The following is a 16,502-nucleotide window of genomic DNA, read 5'->3' as shown; positions in this document are numbered from 1 at the left end:
GCGCGGTAACCCAGTGCAATAGCTTGCTTGCACACCGCAACCGGATGCCCCGTTGCGGTGAGCGGTCGAACAGCCTTTACCTGCCGTTCGACCGCTCCCGACCACGGTTGCCAGGGTCGCAGCCGCCGGACCGCGCCCGGCCGGTCACTTCACGCCGGCGACGTCCATCCCGCGCAGCTCCTTCTTCAGGTCGGCGACCTCGTCGCGGATCCGCGCCGCCAGCTCGAACTGCAACTCGCGGGCGGCGGCCAGCATCTGGTCGTTGAGCTCCTGGATGAGCTGGGCGAGGTCGGCGCGGGCCATCCCCTCCCGTGAGGTGGTGGCGACAGCGGACCGACTGCGACTGCGGGTCTCCTTGACCGGCGCCTTGCCACGGGAGAGTTGCCGCGCCGCGCCGCCCACCCGCGAGTTTTCGGTGTCCTCCGCCTCGCGGTAGATGTCGTCAAGGATGTCGTGGATCTTCTTACGCAGCGGCTCGGGGCTGATCCCGTGTGCCTCGTTGTGCGCGATCTGCTTGGCGCGACGCCTGTCGGTCTCGTCGATCGCCGCCGCCATCGACGGAGTGATCTTGTCGGCGTACATGTGGACCTGGCCGGAGACGTTACGGGCGGCCCGACCGATGGTCTGGATCAGCGAACGACCGCTGCGCAGGAAGCCCTCCTTGTCGGCGTCGAGGATCGCCACCAGCGACACCTCGGGCAGGTCCAGACCTTCGCGGAGCAGGTTGATGCCCACCAGCACGTCGTACTCGCCCTGGCGCAGCTCGCGCAGCAACTCCACCCGGCGCAGCGTGTCCACCTCGGAGTGCAGGTAGCGCACCCGGACGCCGTTCTCCAGCAGGTAGTCCGACAGATCCTCGGCCATCTTCTTGGTGAGGGTCGTCACGAGCACCCGCTCGTCGTTGTCGGTGCGCAGCTTGATCTCGTGCATGAGGTCGTCGATCTGGCCCTTGGTCGGCTTGATCACGACCTGCGGATCGACCAGGCCGGTGGGACGGATGACCTGCTCGACGAACTCGCCCTGGGCCTGCTCCATCTCCCACGTGCCGGGCGTCGCGGAGAGGTAGACCATCTGGCCGACCCGCTCCAGGAACTCGTCGAAGCGCAACGGCCGGTTGTCGGCGGCGCTGGGCAGCCGGAAGCCGTGGTCGATGAGCATCCGCTTGCGCGACGCGTCGCCCTCGTACATGCCGCCGATCTGCGGGATCGTCACGTGCGACTCGTCGACAACGGTGAGGAAGTCGTCGGGGAAGTAGTCGAGCAGGCAGTGCGGTGGGCTGCCGGGCAGCCGCCCGTCCATGTGCATCGAGTAGTTCTCGATGCCGGAGCAGAAGCCCACCTGCCGCATCATCTCGATGTCGTAGGTGGTGCGCATCCGCAGGCGCTGCGCCTCCAGCAGCTTGCCCTGTCGCTCCAGCTCGGCGAGCCGCTCGGCCAGCTCGGCCTCGATGTCGCGGATGGCCCGCTCCATCCGCTCCGGGCCGGCCGCGTAGTGCGTCGCCGGGAAGATCACCAACTGGTTGACCTCGCGGACCACGTCACCGGTCAACGGGTTGAGGTAGTAGAGCTTCTCCACCTCGTCACCGAACAGCTCGATGCGGACGGCCAGCTCCTCGTACGCCGGGATGATCTCCAGAGTGTCGCCGCGGACCCGGAAGGTGCCCCGCTGGAATGCCATGTCGTTGCGGGTGTAGCGGATGTCGACAAGCCGCCGCAGCAACTGGTCTCGGTCGACCTCCTGGCCGACCTCGACACGGATCGCCCGGTCGAGGTATTCCTCAGGGGTGCCCAGGCCGTAGATCGCCGAGACGGTCGCCACCACGACCACGTCGCGACGGGTGAGCAGGGACATCGTCGCCGAGTGCCGCAGCCGCTCCACCTCCTCGTTGATCGAGGAGTCCTTCTCGATGTAGGTGTCGGTCTGCGGGATGTACGCCTCGGGCTGGTAGTAGTCGTAGTACGACACGAAGTATTCGACAGCGTTGTGCGGCAGCAGCTCGCCGAACTCCTTGGCCAGCTGCGCGCAGAGCGTCTTGTTAGGGGCGAGCACCAGGGTCGGGCGCTGCAACCGCTCGACCAGCCACGCGGTGGTGGCGCTCTTGCCGGTGCCGGTCGCGCCAAGCAGCACCGTGTTGCGGTCGCCGCGCCGGACCCGACGCTCAAGGTCGTCGATGGCGGCCGGCTGGTCACCGGCCGGCTGGAAGTCGCTGACGACCTGGAAGCGGCCGTCGAGCCGGGGAATGTCGAGCGCCATGACCTCAACGGTACGCCGGAGGTCCGACAGGTTCGCGCCATCGCGCAGGGTACGTGATCGGCTTCGATATTCCCATTGTGTGTCACATGTCACCGGGACTACCCTCTTCATGTAGGCCGCTCGCGGCGGCCGACCGGGCAGGTGGCCAGGCCGTCATCACGGCCGGCCCGCCCCCGGCACAGCGGTCGCAGCACCCGGCTCGTCCGGCGTGCGCACCCGTGTGGTCGCGCTCACGGCGCAGACCGGCCGCCGCGAGCGCCCCTGCACGTCACCCCACGCCGTCCCACCCGTTTCACATCCGTGGACACCTCAGCGCCCCCGACACCCGAGCCCGGCCCCGGGGACGCGTCCCGGTCCGACCACACCACCGACGCCACCGACACCGACACCGGCGGGCCGCCCCGGGCGAGCCGCCGCCGGCGTACGGTGCTGCTGGCGCTCGGCCTGACCGCTGCGACGTCCGCGACGGCGCTCGTACTCGGGCTGCTGAGCTGGGCGCCCGAGCCGCCCGAGCCGGCCCGACCGCTGACCGTCGCCGAAGCCGAGCGGCTGGCCGCGATGCGGGTCACCAACCTGCGGGACCTCCGCTCCGGTGTTCACGTCACGGCCGGCACCGGCGCCGCCCGTACCGAACTGGTGGGGTGGGTGGACTGGTCCCGGCCGCTGCTCTACCTGGACGTGGGCGGGCCGGGGGCGGGCGCCGAACGAGGTCTGTTGCAGAGCACCGGGTCGCTGCTGGTGGTCCGGCCGGACCCGACGGCGGTGCCCACCCCCGCCGCGCCGCCCCTGGTGCCGCCGCCGGACCGGTGGCGGCTGCACCGGCTGACGCCCGGAACGGCGTTGGCGCCGGTACTCGACCTGCTCCGCGACCTGGCCGCCGACCGCCCGGACCCGGGTGACGGCGACGCCCGCTGGATCGCCCGTGACGTGCTCGCGGCCGGGCCGGTGGACGTCGTGGCGGCACCGCCGCCTCCCGCGACCCCACCCCTCGCCAGCGGCACGGCCACGGCAGGCACGCCGTCCGCCGCCGCCGAGGCCGCGCCGGACGGGTCCACCCGCTACTGGCTCGACCAGGACGCGCGCCTGCACAAGCTGACGACACGACTACCCGGCGTCGGCCCCGTCACGGTGCTCCTCAACCGGGCCGACCGGCCCACGCTGCGTCCGGTGGAGGCGCTCGGTGGCCGGCCCGGTCTGCCCCGCGCCCTGACCGACGCGGAGCAGCGCCGCATGAACCGGCTACCGACCCGACTACGCGCCCTGGGTGGGGCCACGGTGACGGTCAGCGGGCCGGTCGGCACTGACACCAACCTGCGAGGTGCCGGCTGGTTGAACTGGACCACCGGCACCGCATACCTGGCGGTCGCCGACCTGGGCGTACCGGATCGCCGGACCCTGCTGCGCCGGGACGCCGCCGGCCTGTCCCGGATGAACGTGCCGGCCACCGCCGGTGGCGGCGGTACCGCGGAGGCGCCCGGTCGGCCGCCCCTGCCGGCGCCCGCAGGGGCGTGGCGGCACGCCCGGTCAGCCGGGGACGACCTGGACCTGCTCGTCGACGCGGCGGTCGCGGCCGCCGGCCCGGTACGGCAGCGGGCCGCAGCCGTGCGGATCCGTGAGGACGTCGCCGATGGCCGGATCGTGGACGTCGTGGAGCTGCGCACGACCGCCGGGCGGCTGCGCTACTGGGTGGAGCGCGACGGGTCGCTGCGCCGGGTGGAGCTGCTCACCGGCAGCAGCGCGTGGGCACAGCTGGACCTCAACCCCGCGGTGGTGCCCCGCCTCGGCGCGCCACCCCGCCCGGCTACCACCGCGCCACGGCCCGGCGCCCGCTGACCCGGCGCTGGCCGATCGCGCTGGCAGTGCTCAGGGTCGCCAGCCGGTCTGCTCGGCCCACTGCTCGGCCCGCAGGTACTCCTCGTCGAACCAGGGATCGCGCGCCGTCCCGGAGCCGTCGACGTGCGGTGCGGCCTCGACCAGATCCCGCTTGAGCATCAGGTACGCGGCCCGCTGGTCCGGGTCGGCGCGCAGGTGGTCGCGCATCAGCAGCGCATACCGCCAACCCGGGGAGTCGGCGGCCCGCACGTGCAGGCGCACCGGCCGGCCCGGATCGGCGCTGCCGTGCAGCCGCTTCTCCCACCGGCCCGGCCCGGCCGGACGCGGATCGTCCCACCAGTGCCCCGGCACCCGGGGGAACCCGGCGTTCGCCAGCCGGTCGGCAAGTGTCCCGTCGGCGTCGGCGAGCGTGGGCACGGCCACCTGCACGTCGATGACGTCGGCGGCGGCCGAGCCGGACACCGCTGTGGCGCCGATGTGGTCGATCCGGAGGTCGGCCGGGGCGAGCGCGTGGCGGATCCGGGCGGCCAGCCGGGCGTACTGCTCGGGCCAACTCGGGTCGCTCCTCGCCACCTCGCCCTGGCCCGGCGGGGCCACCCGCCGCTCCCGCAGGTTGTGCTCGTAGGGCTGCAACCTCCGCCGCCACAGCGCGTCGACGGCGGCGTGCAGCGCACCGAGGCTCGCGTCGTTTGTCAGCACCACGTCCGCCGCCGCGCGGCGGCGCGCGTCGTCGGCCTGCGCGGCGATCCGCCGCTCGGCCTCCACCCGGTCCATCCCCCGGAGACGCGTCAGCCGGTCCAGTCGGGTCGCCACAGCCGTCTGCACCACGACCACCAGGTGGTACGTCGGCGCGAGCCCCACCTCCACCAGCAGCGGTACGTCGTTGACGACTATCGCGTCCGGTGCCGCCGCGGCCATCAGCTCGGCGGTACGGGCGCGGACCCGGGGATGGGTGATCGCCTCCAGCCGGCGGCGGGCCGCCTCGTCGGCGAACACCACAGCGCCCAGTGCGGCACGGTCGAGCGCGCCGTCAGCGTCCAGCACCCGGTCGGAGAAGGCGGCGACGATCTCGGCGAGCCCTTCGGAGCCCGGCGCGACGACCTCCCGCGCGACGCGGTCGGCGTCGATGAGCACCGCACCCAACTCGACAAGCCGCGCGGCCACCGCGCTCTTGCCCGACCCGATTCCGCCGGTCAACCCCACCCTCAGCACCCGACCAGTCAACCGGATCACGTGCCCCACCACCAAACCACCTCCCGCCTGCCGGGTTCACGGCTAGCGGTGGCACGGGCTCGGCCTTGATCACGCTCGATCCAGGATGCAGTGGCATCCGAGCACAACCGAAGCCCCTGGAACCAGGATCGAGCGCGCTCAGGCGGGATGCCGGCGCAGCGGTCGTGGCGTGGGCCGCGCAGCGGGCACGGCGCGGGGCCGCGCGGCGGACAAGCGCGGGGGGCTGCGCGGGCGGGCATGGCGAAGGCCCCGCCCCCGGCGATCGGAAAGATCGCGGGGACGGGGCCTTCGTTGTTCAGCGGGTCACTTACCGCCGGCGAGCTTCTCCCGCAGTGCGGCGAGCGCCTCGTCGGTGGCCAGGGTGCCGGCCGGCTCCTCGGCCTGCCGGCTCGGGGCCGGGCTGGACGAGGAGGTGGTGCCGCCACCGCCGGCAGCGGCCGGAACGGCCGGAGTCGGGTTGGCAGCAGCCTCGGCGTCGGCGGCCCGGGAGGTCTGCACCTGCTTGGTGTGGGCCTCCCAGCGCTGACGAGCCTCCGCGTACTGGTTCTCCCAGGTCTCGCGCTGCTTGTCGTACCCCTCGAGCCACTCGCCCGTCTCCGGGTCGAAGCCCTCCGGGTAGATGTAGTTGCCCTCGGTGTCGTACGTCGCGGCCATGCCGTAGAGGGTCGGGTCGAAGTGCTCCTCGCCCTCGACGAAGCCCTCGTTGGCCTGCTTGAGCGACAGCGAGATCCGGCGGCGCTCCAGGTCGATGTCGATGACCTTGACCATGACCTCGGAGCCGACCTGCACGACCTGCTCCGGGATCTCCACGTGGCGCTCGGCCAGCTCGGAGATGTGGACGAGGCCCTCGATGCCGTCGTCCACGCGGACGAACGCACCGAACGGAACCAGCTTGGTGACCTTACCCGGCACGATCTGCTGGATCGCGTGGGTGCGGGCGAACTGCCGCCACGGGTCCTCCTGCGTCGCCTTCAGCGACAGGGAGACGCGCTCGCGGTCCAGGTCGACGTCCAGGACCTCGACCTCGACCTCCTGGCCCACCTCGACGACCTCGGACGGGTGGTCGATGTGCTTCCAGGACAGCTCGGAGACGTGCACCAGACCGTCGACGCCGCCGAGGTCCACGAAGGCGCCGAAGTTGACGATCGAGGACACGACGCCCTTGCGGACCTGGCCCTTCTGCAGCTTGTTGAGGAACTCGGTGCGCACCTCGGACTGCGTCTGCTCCAGCCAGGCACGGCGGGACAGGACCACGTTGTTGCGGTTCTTGTCCAGCTCGATGATCTTGGCTTCGAGCTCGCGCCCGACGTACGGCTGCAGGTCACGCACGCGCCGCATCTCGACCAGGGACGCGGGCAGGAAGCCACGCAGCCCGATGTCGAGGATGAGACCACCCTTGACAACCTCGATGACCGAGCCGCGGACGACACCGTCCTCGTCCTTGATCTTCTCGATCGTGCCCCAGGCCCGCTCGTACTGCGCCCGCTTCTTGGAGAGGATCAGACGACCCTCCTTGTCCTCCTTCTGGAGGACCAGGGCCTCGATGTGGTCGCCAACCGTCACAACTTCGGCGGGGTCCACGTCGTGCTTGATCGACAACTCACGAGAGGGGATGACACCCTCGGTCTTGTAGCCGATGTCGAGCAGGACCTCGTCCCGATCGACCTTGACGACGGTGCCTTCGACAATGTCGCCGTCGTTGAAGTACTTGATGGTCTCGTCGATCGCGGCGAGGAAAGCCTCCTCGGAACCGAGATCGTCGTGGGTGACCCGGGTGGCGCTCGAGGGGGCCTCGATGCTGCTCGTCATGTGGGCGGTTGCTCCGGTCGGTGGGTTGTCACAGCAGGCTGGTGTCGCAGTGACCTGTTCGCGCCAGCGGATCCGTCGCCGGACACACCGAACGATCGTCTAGTGAGATCATGGTGTGGCTCCGTCGACCGCGCACCTGCTCCCTGCCGAGACACACGATCCGCGAGCGCATCGTCTAGCCTACCGTGCGCATTACCACAGCGTGCAAGCCCTCCCGTCTCCTCGCCGTGTGGTTACCTGCGAAAGCCGAACAATCGCCCGGAAACCACCACTGCTGTCTCGTACGTCACAGGAGCCCCACGCGCCGCGCCGCCCAGCCGTCCCGGCGGCTTGATCGACTCGGCTTCCTGGAAACCGGTGTGTCCCGCCGGGGCCCGGATACCGCGATTTCACGGAAGCCGAGTCGATCAAGCAGTCAGCGCGAGGATTCGCGCAGATCATGGACGCGCCGCCGTACCCAATGGGGTGGGTGGGGCCTAGCGTGAGCGCGTGGATGACGACAGCCGGGTTACCCGGCGCCGGGTGGGTGACGCCGAGGCCCGGCGGGCCAACCGCGGCTGGTGGGACACCGACGCCGACGACTACCAGGCCGAGCACGGCGCGTTCCTCGGCGACGTGGACTTCGTCTGGTGCCCCGAAGGGCTGCGCGAGGCCGACGCCCGGCTGCTCGGCGACGTGGTCGGGCGCCGGATTCTGGAGGTGGGCTGCGGAGCGGCGGCCGCCGCCCGCTGGTTGGCCACCCAGGGCGCCCGGCCGGTCGCCTTCGACCTGTCCGCCGGCATGTTGCGGCACGCCGCGCAGGCAGCCGACCGCAGTGGGGTACGCGTGCCGCTGGTGCAGGCCGACGCGCTCGCCCTGCCGTTCGCCGACGAGTCGTTCGACACTGCCTGTACCGCGTTCGGCGCGATCCCGTTCGTGGACGACTCGGCGGCCCTGCTCGCCGAGGTGCACCGGGTGCTGCGCCCGGGCGGCCGGTGGGTGTTCTCGGTGACCCACCCGATGCGGTGGATCTTCCTGGACGACCCGGGCGAGGGCGGGCTGCGGGCCGTGCACTCGTACTTCGACCGCTCCCCCTATGTGGAACAGGACGAATCCGGCGTGGCCACCTACGTCGAACAGCACCGCACGCTCGGCGACCGGATCCGCGAACTGGTCGGCGCCGGGTTCCGACTGCTGGACCTGGTGGAGCCCGAGTGGCCGGAGGGGCACGAGGGGATCTGGGGGCAGTGGAGCCCGCTGCGCGGCAGGCTCTTCCCAGGCACCGCCATCTTCGTCACCGAAAAGCCGGAATGACGGCGTCGCACGCGCGGTCCGACCCCATCTGATCGATGGACGGTAGGCTCGCCCCATGAGCGCCGAGCCCATCCGGACACCACCTGGCCCCTGGTGTCCGGACCCGATGCGGCAGCAGCGCGCCGACTACACGGTCGAGGATCTGCTCGACCTGCCGGATGACGCCCCCCGCGTCGAACTCGTCGATGGAGTCATCCAGGTGACACCTTCCCCCACCCTGGGCCATCAGGACATCTCATTCCTGGTACGTCGGTGGCTACAAGCCCACGCGCCCAGCAACCTCCGGGTCGCCCAGGCCGTCGGCGTCGGGCTCGGTTTCAACACCAGCCGACATCCGGACGTCCTGCTGTACCGCGCCGGCGTGCCGTCTGATCAGTCAATGCTGCGTTCGGAGGACGTCGTCCTCGCCGTGGAGATCGTTTCGCCGGGCACCCGGCGGATCGACCGGTTCGCCAAACCCGGCGAGTACGCGGCCGCCGGCATCCCCTTCTACTGGCGGATCGAGCAGGATCCCCTGCACGTCTACGCGTACCGGATCGGCGACCGGGTCGGGCCGGGCGGCGAGCGGCAGTACGAGCTGGCGGCCGACGGCGCCGACGTGATCGAGCTGACCGAGCCGTTCGAGATCAAGCTGCCGATCAACGAGATCACGCCGTAGTCCGCGCAGGTCGTTTCGCCCCGGCGGGGTCGGGTAGCCGAGGGCCATGGCCGAACAGACCTTCCACGAGGGCGACCGTGTCTCGCTGGTCGGCCCACGGCAGCCGCGCGTACGGCGTGGCGCGGGAGATCAGCGAGCTGCGTCATGAGCAGGGCCGACGATCCGGGCCGGGACATCTACCGGGAGTTCACCGAGGCGGTGAACATGAAGCCCGGCGAGCTGTCCAGTTGGCTGGAGACGGACGAGTCGAAGCACGTCGGCTGGCACAAGGGCGGCCAGTCCGGTGGCGGCGAGTCAGTCGGGCACGACTCGGGACGGAAGATCGTCAACCTGTTGCGTCGCAAGCGCGCGGACCTGTCCGAGGGCGACTACAAACACATGCGCAAGGTGGTCGGCTACGTCCGTCGGCACATGGCCCAGCGCCCCTCCGGCGACGTCCGCGACACGAAGTGGCGCTGGTCCCTGATGAACTGGGGCCACGACCCCCTCAAGTAACAACCCGAAGCGTCCCGCCCCACAAAGATCAACCCCAGGAGCACAGTAGCCCAGGAGCACAGCAACGCAGGCTCAGACCACCGGGTGCAGGCTGCCGGCAAGCGACCAGGATGACCCGGTCGGGGTTCCGGGGCAGCCCGACCCGCGCAGGGATCAAGCCTGACCGCCCGGAGCGGGTCGGGCTGCCCCGGAACCCACAACCGCAACACGGGGAAAGAGCCGGACCCGCAACAGACAAGATCAGTGATCAGCGCTGTTCCAGTCCCGCCCCTCGCCCACCGAAACCTCAAGCGGCACCGACAGCGGGTACGCCTCGCCCATCTCGCGCCGGACCAGCGCCTCCAGTGCCTCGCGCTCGCCGGGGGCGACCTCGAAGACCAGTTCGTCGTGCACCTGCAGCAGCATGCGGGAGCGCAGGCCTGCGTCGTTCAGCGCGGTGTCGACGTGCAGCATCGCCACCTTGATGATGTCGGCCGCGGAGCCCTGGATCGGGGCGTTGAGGGCCATCCGCTCGGCGATGTCGCGGCGCTGCCGGTTGTCGCTGACGAGGTCGGGCAGGTAGCGGCGGCGACCGAGGATTGTCGAGGTGTAGCCGTCCTGGCGGGCGCGGGCAACGACCTGGTGCAGGTAGTCGCGCACTCCGCCGAAGCCGGCGAAGTAGTTTTCCATGAGCCCGCGCGCTTCTTCGGTGCCGATATTGAGCTGCTGGGACAGCCCGAACGCGCTCAGCCCGTACGCCAGGCCGTAGTTCATTGCCTTGATCTTGCGGCGCTGGTCGGGGGTGACCTCGTCGACCGGCACTCCGAAGACCGACGAGGCCGTGGCCGCGTGGAAGTCGGCGCCGGAGTTGAACGCGTCGATGAGCGCGTCGTCCGACGAGAGGTGCGCCATGATCCGCATTTCGATCTGGCTGTAGTCGGCGGTGAGCAGGCACTCGTAGCCCTCCCCCACGACGAAGGCGCGACGGATGCGCCGGCCCTCCTCGGTGCGGATGGGGATGTTCTGCAGGTTGGGCTCGGTGGACGAGAGCCGCCCGGTGGCCGCCACCGTCTGGTTGAAGGTGGTGTGGATCCGGCCGTCGTCGGAGACGGACTTCAGCAGGCCGTCCACTGTCGACTTGAGCTTGGCCACGTCCCGGTGGCGCAGCAGGTGGGCCAGCACCGGGTGCGGCTGCTGGGCGTAGAGCCACTGGAGCGCGTCGGCGTCGGTGGTGTAGCCCGTCTTGATCTTCTTGGTCTTGGGCAGGCCCAGCTCGGTGAAGAGGATCTCCTGCAACTGCTTGGGCGAGCCGAGGTTGAACTCCCGGCCCACCGCCTCGTACGCGCCCTGCGCGGCGGCCTTCACCTCTGCCGCGAAGTGCGCCTCCAATTCGGACAGGTAGTGGGTGTCGGCGGCGATGCCGGTGCGTTCCATGCCGGCGAGGACCCGCATCAGAGGCAGCTCCACCCCGGCCATCAGGCGGGCGGACTGCTCGCCGTCGCGGGACAGCTCGGCGTCGATCGCGTCGGCGAGGTCGAGGGTGGCCCGCGCCTGGAGCATGAGGTTCTGCTCGGCCACGCCCTCGTCGCCCAGCCCGTCGAGGGTGAGTTGGCCGGTCTCCGGCACGTCCACCCGCAGCTCACGGTGCAGGTAGCGCAGCGCCAGGTCGGTCAGGTCATAGGAGCGCTGGTCGGGACGGGCCAGGTATGCCGCGATCTGGGTGTCGCGGACGATGCCGGCCAACTCCCAGCCGTGCGCGGAGCAGGCCAGCACTGCCGGCTTGCTGTCGTGCAGCACCTTCGGTCGCTGCGGGTCGGCCAGCCAGGCGGCCAGCGCGCTCTCGTCGGCCGGGTCGAGCTGCGCCGGGTCGACCCAGGCGGCAGCGCCACCGGCGGTGGCCAACGCCAGGCCGGTGATCGAGGCGGTGTGCCGGCGGTTGGGGCCGGTGTCGAGCTTGACGGCCAACCCGACCGAGGTGCCGGCCGGGGTGTGGGTGCCCAGCCAGGCGCTCAGCGCCCCCGGCACCGTGAGCACCTCGCCGGTGAGGTCGAAGCCGGACTCGGCCTCCGGCTCGACGGCCTCGAGGTACTGGTAGAGCCGGTCACGCAGGATGCGGAACTCAAGGGTGTCGAAGACCTGGTGCACCGCCTCGCGGTCCCAACCGGTCCAGCGGGTGTCCTCCGGGCGCAGCGGCAGCTCCAGATCGGACACGAGCCGGTTGATCTCGTAGTTGCGGATCACGTCGGCGAGCCGCTCGCGCAGGCTGTCGCCGGCCTTGCCCTTGATCTCGTCGGCGCGGGCGATCACGCCCTCCACCCCGCCGTACGTGGTGATCCACTTGGCGGCGGTCTTCGGGCCGACACCGGGGATGCCGGGCAGGTTGTCGCTGGTCTCGCCGACAAGTGCGGCCAGATCCCGGTATTGCGCCGGCCCGACGCCGTACTTCGCCTCGATCGCCGCCGGGTCCATCCGGGCCAGGTCGGAGACGCCCTTGCGCGGGTAGAGGACTGTGATCTGGTCGTCGACGAGTTGGAACGCGTCCCGGTCGCCGCTGCTGATCAGCACCGACATGCCCTGGTCGCGGGCCTGGCAGGCGAGCGTGGCGATGACGTCGTCGGCCTCGAAGCCCTCCTTCTCCACCACCGGGATCTGGAGCGCGGCCAGGACCTCCTTGACGAGGCTTACCTGGCCCTTGAAGTCGGTGGGCGTCTCGCTGCGGCCGGCCTTGTACTCCGCGTACTTGTCGGTGCGGAAGGAGCGGCGGGAGACGTCGAAGGCGACGACGATGTGGGTGGGCTGCTCGTCGCGCAGCACGTTGATCAGCATCGACGTGAAGCCGTAGACCGCGTTGGTCGGCTGACCCGTCGTGGTGGAGAAGTTTTCCACGGGCAGGGCGAAGAAGGCCCGGTATGCCATGGAATGTCCGTCGACGAGGAGCAGGCGCGGCGTCGTAGCTGTCACGGCAGCGACTCTAGTCCGTCGCACCGACATCCCCGGGTGGCGGCACCGCGCGACCGCCGCGAAAACGGACAGCCGGCCCGCCAACGCCGACGGCTGACTACCTCGTGTGAGGACAGCCGGCCTTCCAACGCCGGCGGCCGGCTACCCCCGTGTGGGGACAGCCGGCCGCCAGACGGGATGGCTCAGGCCACGCCGAGGTACGCCTCCTTGATCGACGGGTCATGCAGGAGGTCCTGACCGGACCCCTCCTTCACGATCCGGCCGGTCTCCAACACGTAGCCCCGGTGCGCCCGGGAGAGCGCCTGCTGGGCGTTCTGCTCCACCAGCAGGATCGTGGTGCCCTGCTGGTTGATCTCCGTGATGATGTCGAAGATCTGCCGGATCACCAGCGGAGCCAGACCCATCGACGGCTCGTCGAGCAGCAGCAGCTTCGGCCGGCTCATCAGCGCCCGACCGACAGCGAGCATCTGCTGCTCGCCGCCGGACAGGGTGCCGCCAGCCTGCTTGCGCCGCTCGCGCAGCCGCGGGAAGAGGGTCATCACCCGGTCCAGGTCGGCGGCGATGCCGGCGGAGTCCCGCCGGGTGTACGCCCCCATGTCCAGGTTCTCCATGACCGTCATACCTGGGAAGATCTGCCGGCCCTCCGGGGACTGGCACAACCCCCGGACGACCCGCAGGTCGGCCCGGAGCTTGCTGATGTCCTCGCCGTTGAAGGTGATCTTTCCGCCGGCCAGCGCCCGGGTCCCGGAGATGGCCCGCATGGTGGTGGTCTTACCGGCGCCGTTCGCGCCGATCAGTGCCACCACCTCACCCTCGTTGACGCTCAGGCTGATGCCGTGCAGCGCCTCGATCCGGCCGTAGGCGACGGAGACATTCTCGAGATCAAGCAGCGTCATCGGCGGACTCCCCCAGGTACGCGGCGATCACCTTCGGATCGCGGCTGACCTCCGCGGGCGCACCCTCGGCGATCTTGCGGCCGAACTCCAACACCACGATCCGGTCGGTGACCCCCATGACCAGCCGCATGTCGTGCTCGATGAGCAGCACGGTCAGGCCCATGTCGCGGATCTTCCGGATCAGGGTGAGAAGCTCCTCCTTCTCCGCCGGGTTGAAGCCGGCGGCCGGCTCGTCCAGGCAGATCAGCTTCGGCTCGGTGGCCATCGCACGGGCGATCTCCAACCGACGCTGGTAGCCGTACGGGAGGTTGCGTGCCTCGTCGTTGGCCCGGTCGGCGATCCCGACGAAGCGCAGCAGCTCCAGCGCCTTGGCCTCGGCCGCCCGCTCCTCCAGGATGTGCCGGGACAGACCGAACGTCTTGGCGAACGTCCGGCGTGTCTCCTGCCACGTCCGCTGGATGCCCGACTCGGCGGTCACCTGCGGCAACTCGTGCGGCTTAGCCTTCTTCCGGGGGAACCGGAAGAGCGCCCCGGGCACGCTTGTCTTGTGCCGGGAGTCCGTGCCGACCATGACGTTCTCCAACGCCGTCATCTCCGGGAAGAGACGGATGTTCTGGAACGTCCGGGAGATGCCGAGCTGGCTGATCTGGTGCGGCTTGCGGCCGGTCACCTTCTGGCCACGGAACCGGACCGCACCGGAGGTCGGCTTGTAGACCCCCGTCATCACGTTGAAGCTGGTGGTCTTGCCGGCGCCGTTCGGCCCGATGAGACCGAGGATCTCACCCTCGTAGATCTGGAAATTGATCTTGTCGAGGGCGACCACGCCGCCGAAGCGGAGCGTGACGTCGTCAACTTCGAGAAGCACCTGCCGCGGCCCCGGTTGAGTCGGGATCTTCGGCGTCGCAGTGCTGGTGGGCTGGTCAGACATGAGCGGGCGCCTCCTCTGCCTCCGCCGCGCGATCCTTCAACTCGCGGGCTCGCCGCCGGCTGGGGATCAGACCCTGCGGACGCAGGATCATCACCAGCACCATGGCCAGGCCGAAGACCAGCCACCGGTAGTCGGCGAAGTCGCGGAACCGCTCCGGCAGGTACGCCAACAGCACGGCGCCGAGCGAGACGCCGATCATGTTGCCGGAACCGCCGACCACGACCATGGCGACGAAGAGGATGGACAGGTTCGCGTTGAACTGTGTCGGGTCGATGAACGCGTTCCGGCTGCCGAAGAGGAAGCCCGACAGGCCACCGAGCGCCGCACCCATGGCGAACGCCCAGAGCTTGAACTTGAACGGGTACACGCCCATCACCGCGGCGGCGTCCTCGTCCTCACGGACCGCCAGCCACGCCCGGCCGACCCGGCTGTGCTCCAACCGGCGGACCAGGACCACCATAAGCAGCACGAACGTGATCGCCAGCCAGTACCAGGGCTTCGCGTCGATCAGACCGAAGACCTTGTTGTCCGCCGAGGGCGGACCCTCCGGACCGGGAATGGCCGAGATACCGACCGGGCCGTTGGTGACCCCAGTGGCGTTGCGGGCCACGATCCGGATGATCTCACCGAAGCCGAGCGTCACGATGGCGAGGTAGTCACCGCGCAGCCGAAGCGTCGGCCAGCCCAGGATCACCCCGGAGATCATCGTCAGCACGATCGCGAGCAGGAGACAGATGCCCCAGGTCACCGCCCAGGTCGGCGGCAGGTCGAACTCCTGCTGGATCCACTTGACCACCGGCGAGTTCACCGAACCGAACAGCGCCACGCTGTACGCGCCGATGGCGAAGAAGCCGATGTAGCCCAGGTCGAGGAGGCCGGCGAGGCCGACCACCACGTTCAGGCCGATCGCGACGAGCACGTAGATGGCGCAGACGAAGAGCACGCCCGCCCAGTTGTTGCCGCCCTCGATCGAGTCGGTACGCAGGTTGTTCAGACCGGGGATCATGAGACCACCGGGCAGCTTGCCCAGGTACGGCAGGTGGTAGAGGAAGACCAGCAGAGCGACGACGCCCACGGCCTTCTGCCACCTCGGCAGTGCCTGCCAGCGGTCGCCGACCGAGTTCAGAATACCGACCCGGCGGCGGTCTGCGGTGCGAAGCTTGTCAATCATGCGCGGGCCCTCCCGAGCGACTCGCCCAACAGACCGGTGGGCCGGAACATCAGCACCACGATCAGCACCACGAAGGCGATGACGTCCTCCCAGTTGGACGCGAAGAGCGTGGCGCCGTAGACCTCGACGATGCCGAGGAAGAGGCCACCCAGCAGCGCGCCGCGCAGGTTACCGATGCCGCCGAGCACCGCTGCGGTGAACGCCTTGAGGCCGAGCACGAAGCCGATGCTGTTCTGCGTGAAGCCGAACCGCATGCTCCACAGCAGAGCGGCGGCGCCGGCCATGATGCCACCGATCACGAAGATCAGCATGATCACGCGCTCCTGGTTGACGCCCATCAGCGCGGCGGTTTCCGGGTTCTGCGCCACCGCCCGCACACCACGGCCGTACCGGGTGCGGTTGATGAACCAGTCCAGCAGCGCCATCATCACCACGGCCGACACGAAGACGATCAGCTGGATGTTCGTGATCGCCGTGTTGCCGATGGTGAACAGGGTTTCCTGCTGAATGATCGTCGGCATACCGATGATCTGCCGGGGCCGGCCGAACACATCCGGCAGCATGCTGCCGAACAGTTTGGGCAGCACCTGCCCGAAGAGCTCCACGAAGACCAGCGACAGACCGATGGCGGTGATCAGGAAGATCAGCGGCGGCGCGTTCTTGCGCCGCAACGGCCGGTACGCGATCCGTTCCAGCGCCAGGGCTGTGCCGCCGGAGGCGGCCGCCGCGACGACCAAACCGAGCACCAGGAGCAGGATCGCCTGGCCGATAGGTGGGTTATTTTCCACCCCGAGCTGGTTCCAGAGGATCAGCACCGCGAAGGTGCCGACCATGAAGACCTCGGAGTGCGCGAAGTTGATAAGGCGCAGGACGCCATAGACGAGGGTGTAGCCGAGGGCGATCAGGGCATAGATGGCGCCCTTGGACAGGCCATCGACCGTGTGCTGGCCGAAATGGCCGATCAGTTCATCGAAATGCACCGGGGGTCTCCTT

11 protein-coding genes and 1 pseudogene are annotated in these 16,502 nt (G+C 69.9%); 4 read left to right on the top strand and 8 right to left on the bottom strand.

Features of this window, described 5'->3' with window-relative positions; genetic code table 11:
- Nucleotides 1–144: 144 nt before the first annotated feature.
- Nucleotides 145–2,253 carry an excinuclease ABC subunit UvrB gene (gene uvrB / locus F4558_RS05125; protein WP_167943334.1) on the bottom strand — a complete coding sequence of 703 codons (2,109 nt, stop codon included), beginning with the start codon at nucleotides 2,251–2,253 and terminating at the stop codon, nucleotides 145–147.
- A 300-nt stretch (nucleotides 2,254–2,553) separates the two neighbouring features.
- Between uvrB and F4558_RS05120 the strand changes: the two genes are divergently transcribed.
- Nucleotides 2,554–4,086, top strand: a complete 1,533-nt coding sequence (locus F4558_RS05120; protein WP_167943333.1) for a hypothetical protein — start codon at nucleotides 2,554–2,556, stop codon at nucleotides 4,084–4,086.
- Nucleotides 4,087–4,116: 30 nt separating this feature from the next.
- Here the strand turns inward: F4558_RS05120 and coaE are convergent, their stop codons facing one another.
- Nucleotides 4,117–5,298 carry a dephospho-CoA kinase gene (gene coaE / locus F4558_RS05115; protein ID WP_053658247.1) on the bottom strand — a complete coding sequence of 394 codons (1,182 nt, stop codon included), beginning with the start codon at nucleotides 5,296–5,298 and terminating at the stop codon, nucleotides 4,117–4,119.
- Nucleotides 5,299–5,622: 324 nt separating this feature from the next.
- Nucleotides 5,623–7,128 (bottom strand): 30S ribosomal protein S1, encoded by a 1,506-nt coding sequence (rpsA, locus tag F4558_RS05110; protein WP_053658244.1) that lies wholly within the window; start codon nucleotides 7,126–7,128, stop codon nucleotides 5,623–5,625.
- A 489-nt stretch (nucleotides 7,129–7,617) separates the two neighbouring features.
- Between rpsA and F4558_RS05105 the strand changes: the two genes are divergently transcribed.
- The 3 genes and pseudogenes from F4558_RS05105 to F4558_RS05095 all read left to right on the top strand — a co-directional run.
- Nucleotides 7,618–8,421, top strand: coding sequence for a class I SAM-dependent methyltransferase (locus tag F4558_RS05105; protein WP_053658242.1), 804 nt, complete (start codon nucleotides 7,618–7,620; stop codon nucleotides 8,419–8,421).
- Between the two features lie 55 nt (nucleotides 8,422–8,476).
- Nucleotides 8,477–9,079 (top strand): Uma2 family endonuclease, encoded by a 603-nt coding sequence (locus F4558_RS05100; protein WP_245241269.1) that lies wholly within the window; start codon nucleotides 8,477–8,479, stop codon nucleotides 9,077–9,079.
- 144 nt (nucleotides 9,080–9,223) lie between these two features.
- Nucleotides 9,224–9,571, top strand: a pseudogene (locus tag F4558_RS05095) (DUF3140 domain-containing protein); the annotation flags it as partial.
- Nucleotides 9,572–9,814: 243 nt separating this feature from the next.
- On the opposite strand, the gene polA reads toward F4558_RS05095, so the two are convergent.
- The 5 genes from polA to F4558_RS05070 all read right to left on the bottom strand — a co-directional run bounded on the left by polA (nucleotide 9,815) and on the right by F4558_RS05070 (nucleotide 16,489).
- On the bottom strand, nucleotides 9,815–12,514 hold the full coding sequence (gene polA, locus F4558_RS05090; RefSeq protein ID WP_053658237.1) for a DNA polymerase I: 2,700 nt from the start codon (nucleotides 12,512–12,514) through the stop codon (nucleotides 9,815–9,817).
- A 182-nt stretch (nucleotides 12,515–12,696) separates the two neighbouring features.
- The gene (locus tag F4558_RS05085; RefSeq protein WP_053658236.1) at nucleotides 12,697–13,410 is read right to left on the bottom strand and encodes an ABC transporter ATP-binding protein; all 714 of its coding nucleotides are present in this window, start codon (nucleotides 13,408–13,410) and stop codon (nucleotides 12,697–12,699) included.
- Nucleotides 13,397–14,338, bottom strand: coding sequence for an ABC transporter ATP-binding protein (locus F4558_RS05080; RefSeq protein WP_053658234.1), 942 nt, complete (start codon nucleotides 14,336–14,338; stop codon nucleotides 13,397–13,399). Before F4558_RS05080 ends, F4558_RS05085 begins: the two co-directional genes overlap by 14 nt.
- Complete coding sequence (locus tag F4558_RS05075; RefSeq protein ID WP_053658232.1) at nucleotides 14,331–15,509, bottom strand: branched-chain amino acid ABC transporter permease; 1,179 nt, start codon at nucleotides 15,507–15,509, stop codon at nucleotides 14,331–14,333. The genes F4558_RS05080 and F4558_RS05075 overlap by 8 nt, the downstream gene beginning before the upstream one ends.
- Nucleotides 15,506–16,489 carry a branched-chain amino acid ABC transporter permease gene (locus F4558_RS05070; RefSeq protein WP_053658230.1) on the bottom strand — a complete coding sequence of 328 codons (984 nt, stop codon included), beginning with the start codon at nucleotides 16,487–16,489 and terminating at the stop codon, nucleotides 15,506–15,508. The genes F4558_RS05075 and F4558_RS05070 overlap by 4 nt, the downstream gene beginning before the upstream one ends.
- Nucleotides 16,490–16,502: the final 13 nt, after the last annotated feature.

This window comes from Micromonospora profundi (assembly GCF_011927785.1).
Taxonomy (GTDB): domain Bacteria; phylum Actinomycetota; class Actinomycetes; order Mycobacteriales; family Micromonosporaceae; genus Micromonospora; species Micromonospora profundi.
Note: the sequence above shows the minus strand (reverse complement) of the source record. Positions and strands in the feature narration are given on the sequence as shown.

Bases quoted from the DNA above. Each gene is read 5' to 3' on its own strand.
- uvrB (WP_167943334.1), bottom strand. From the start codon at position 2,253: ATGGCGCTCGACATTCCCCGGCTCGACGGCCGCTTCCAGGTCGTCAGC.
- rpsA (WP_053658244.1), bottom strand. From the start codon at position 7,128: ATGACGAGCAGCATCGAGGCCCCCTCGAGCGCCACCCGGGTCACCCAC.
- F4558_RS05100 (WP_245241269.1), top strand. From the start codon at position 8,477: ATGAGCGCCGAGCCCATCCGGACACCACCTGGCCCCTGGTGTCCGGAC.
- F4558_RS05085 (WP_053658236.1), bottom strand. From the start codon at position 13,410: ATGACGCTGCTTGATCTCGAGAATGTCTCCGTCGCCTACGGCCGGATC.
- F4558_RS05080 (WP_053658234.1), bottom strand. From the start codon at position 14,338: ATGTCTGACCAGCCCACCAGCACTGCGACGCCGAAGATCCCGACTCAA.
- F4558_RS05075 (WP_053658232.1), bottom strand. From the start codon at position 15,509: ATGATTGACAAGCTTCGCACCGCAGACCGCCGCCGGGTCGGTATTCTG.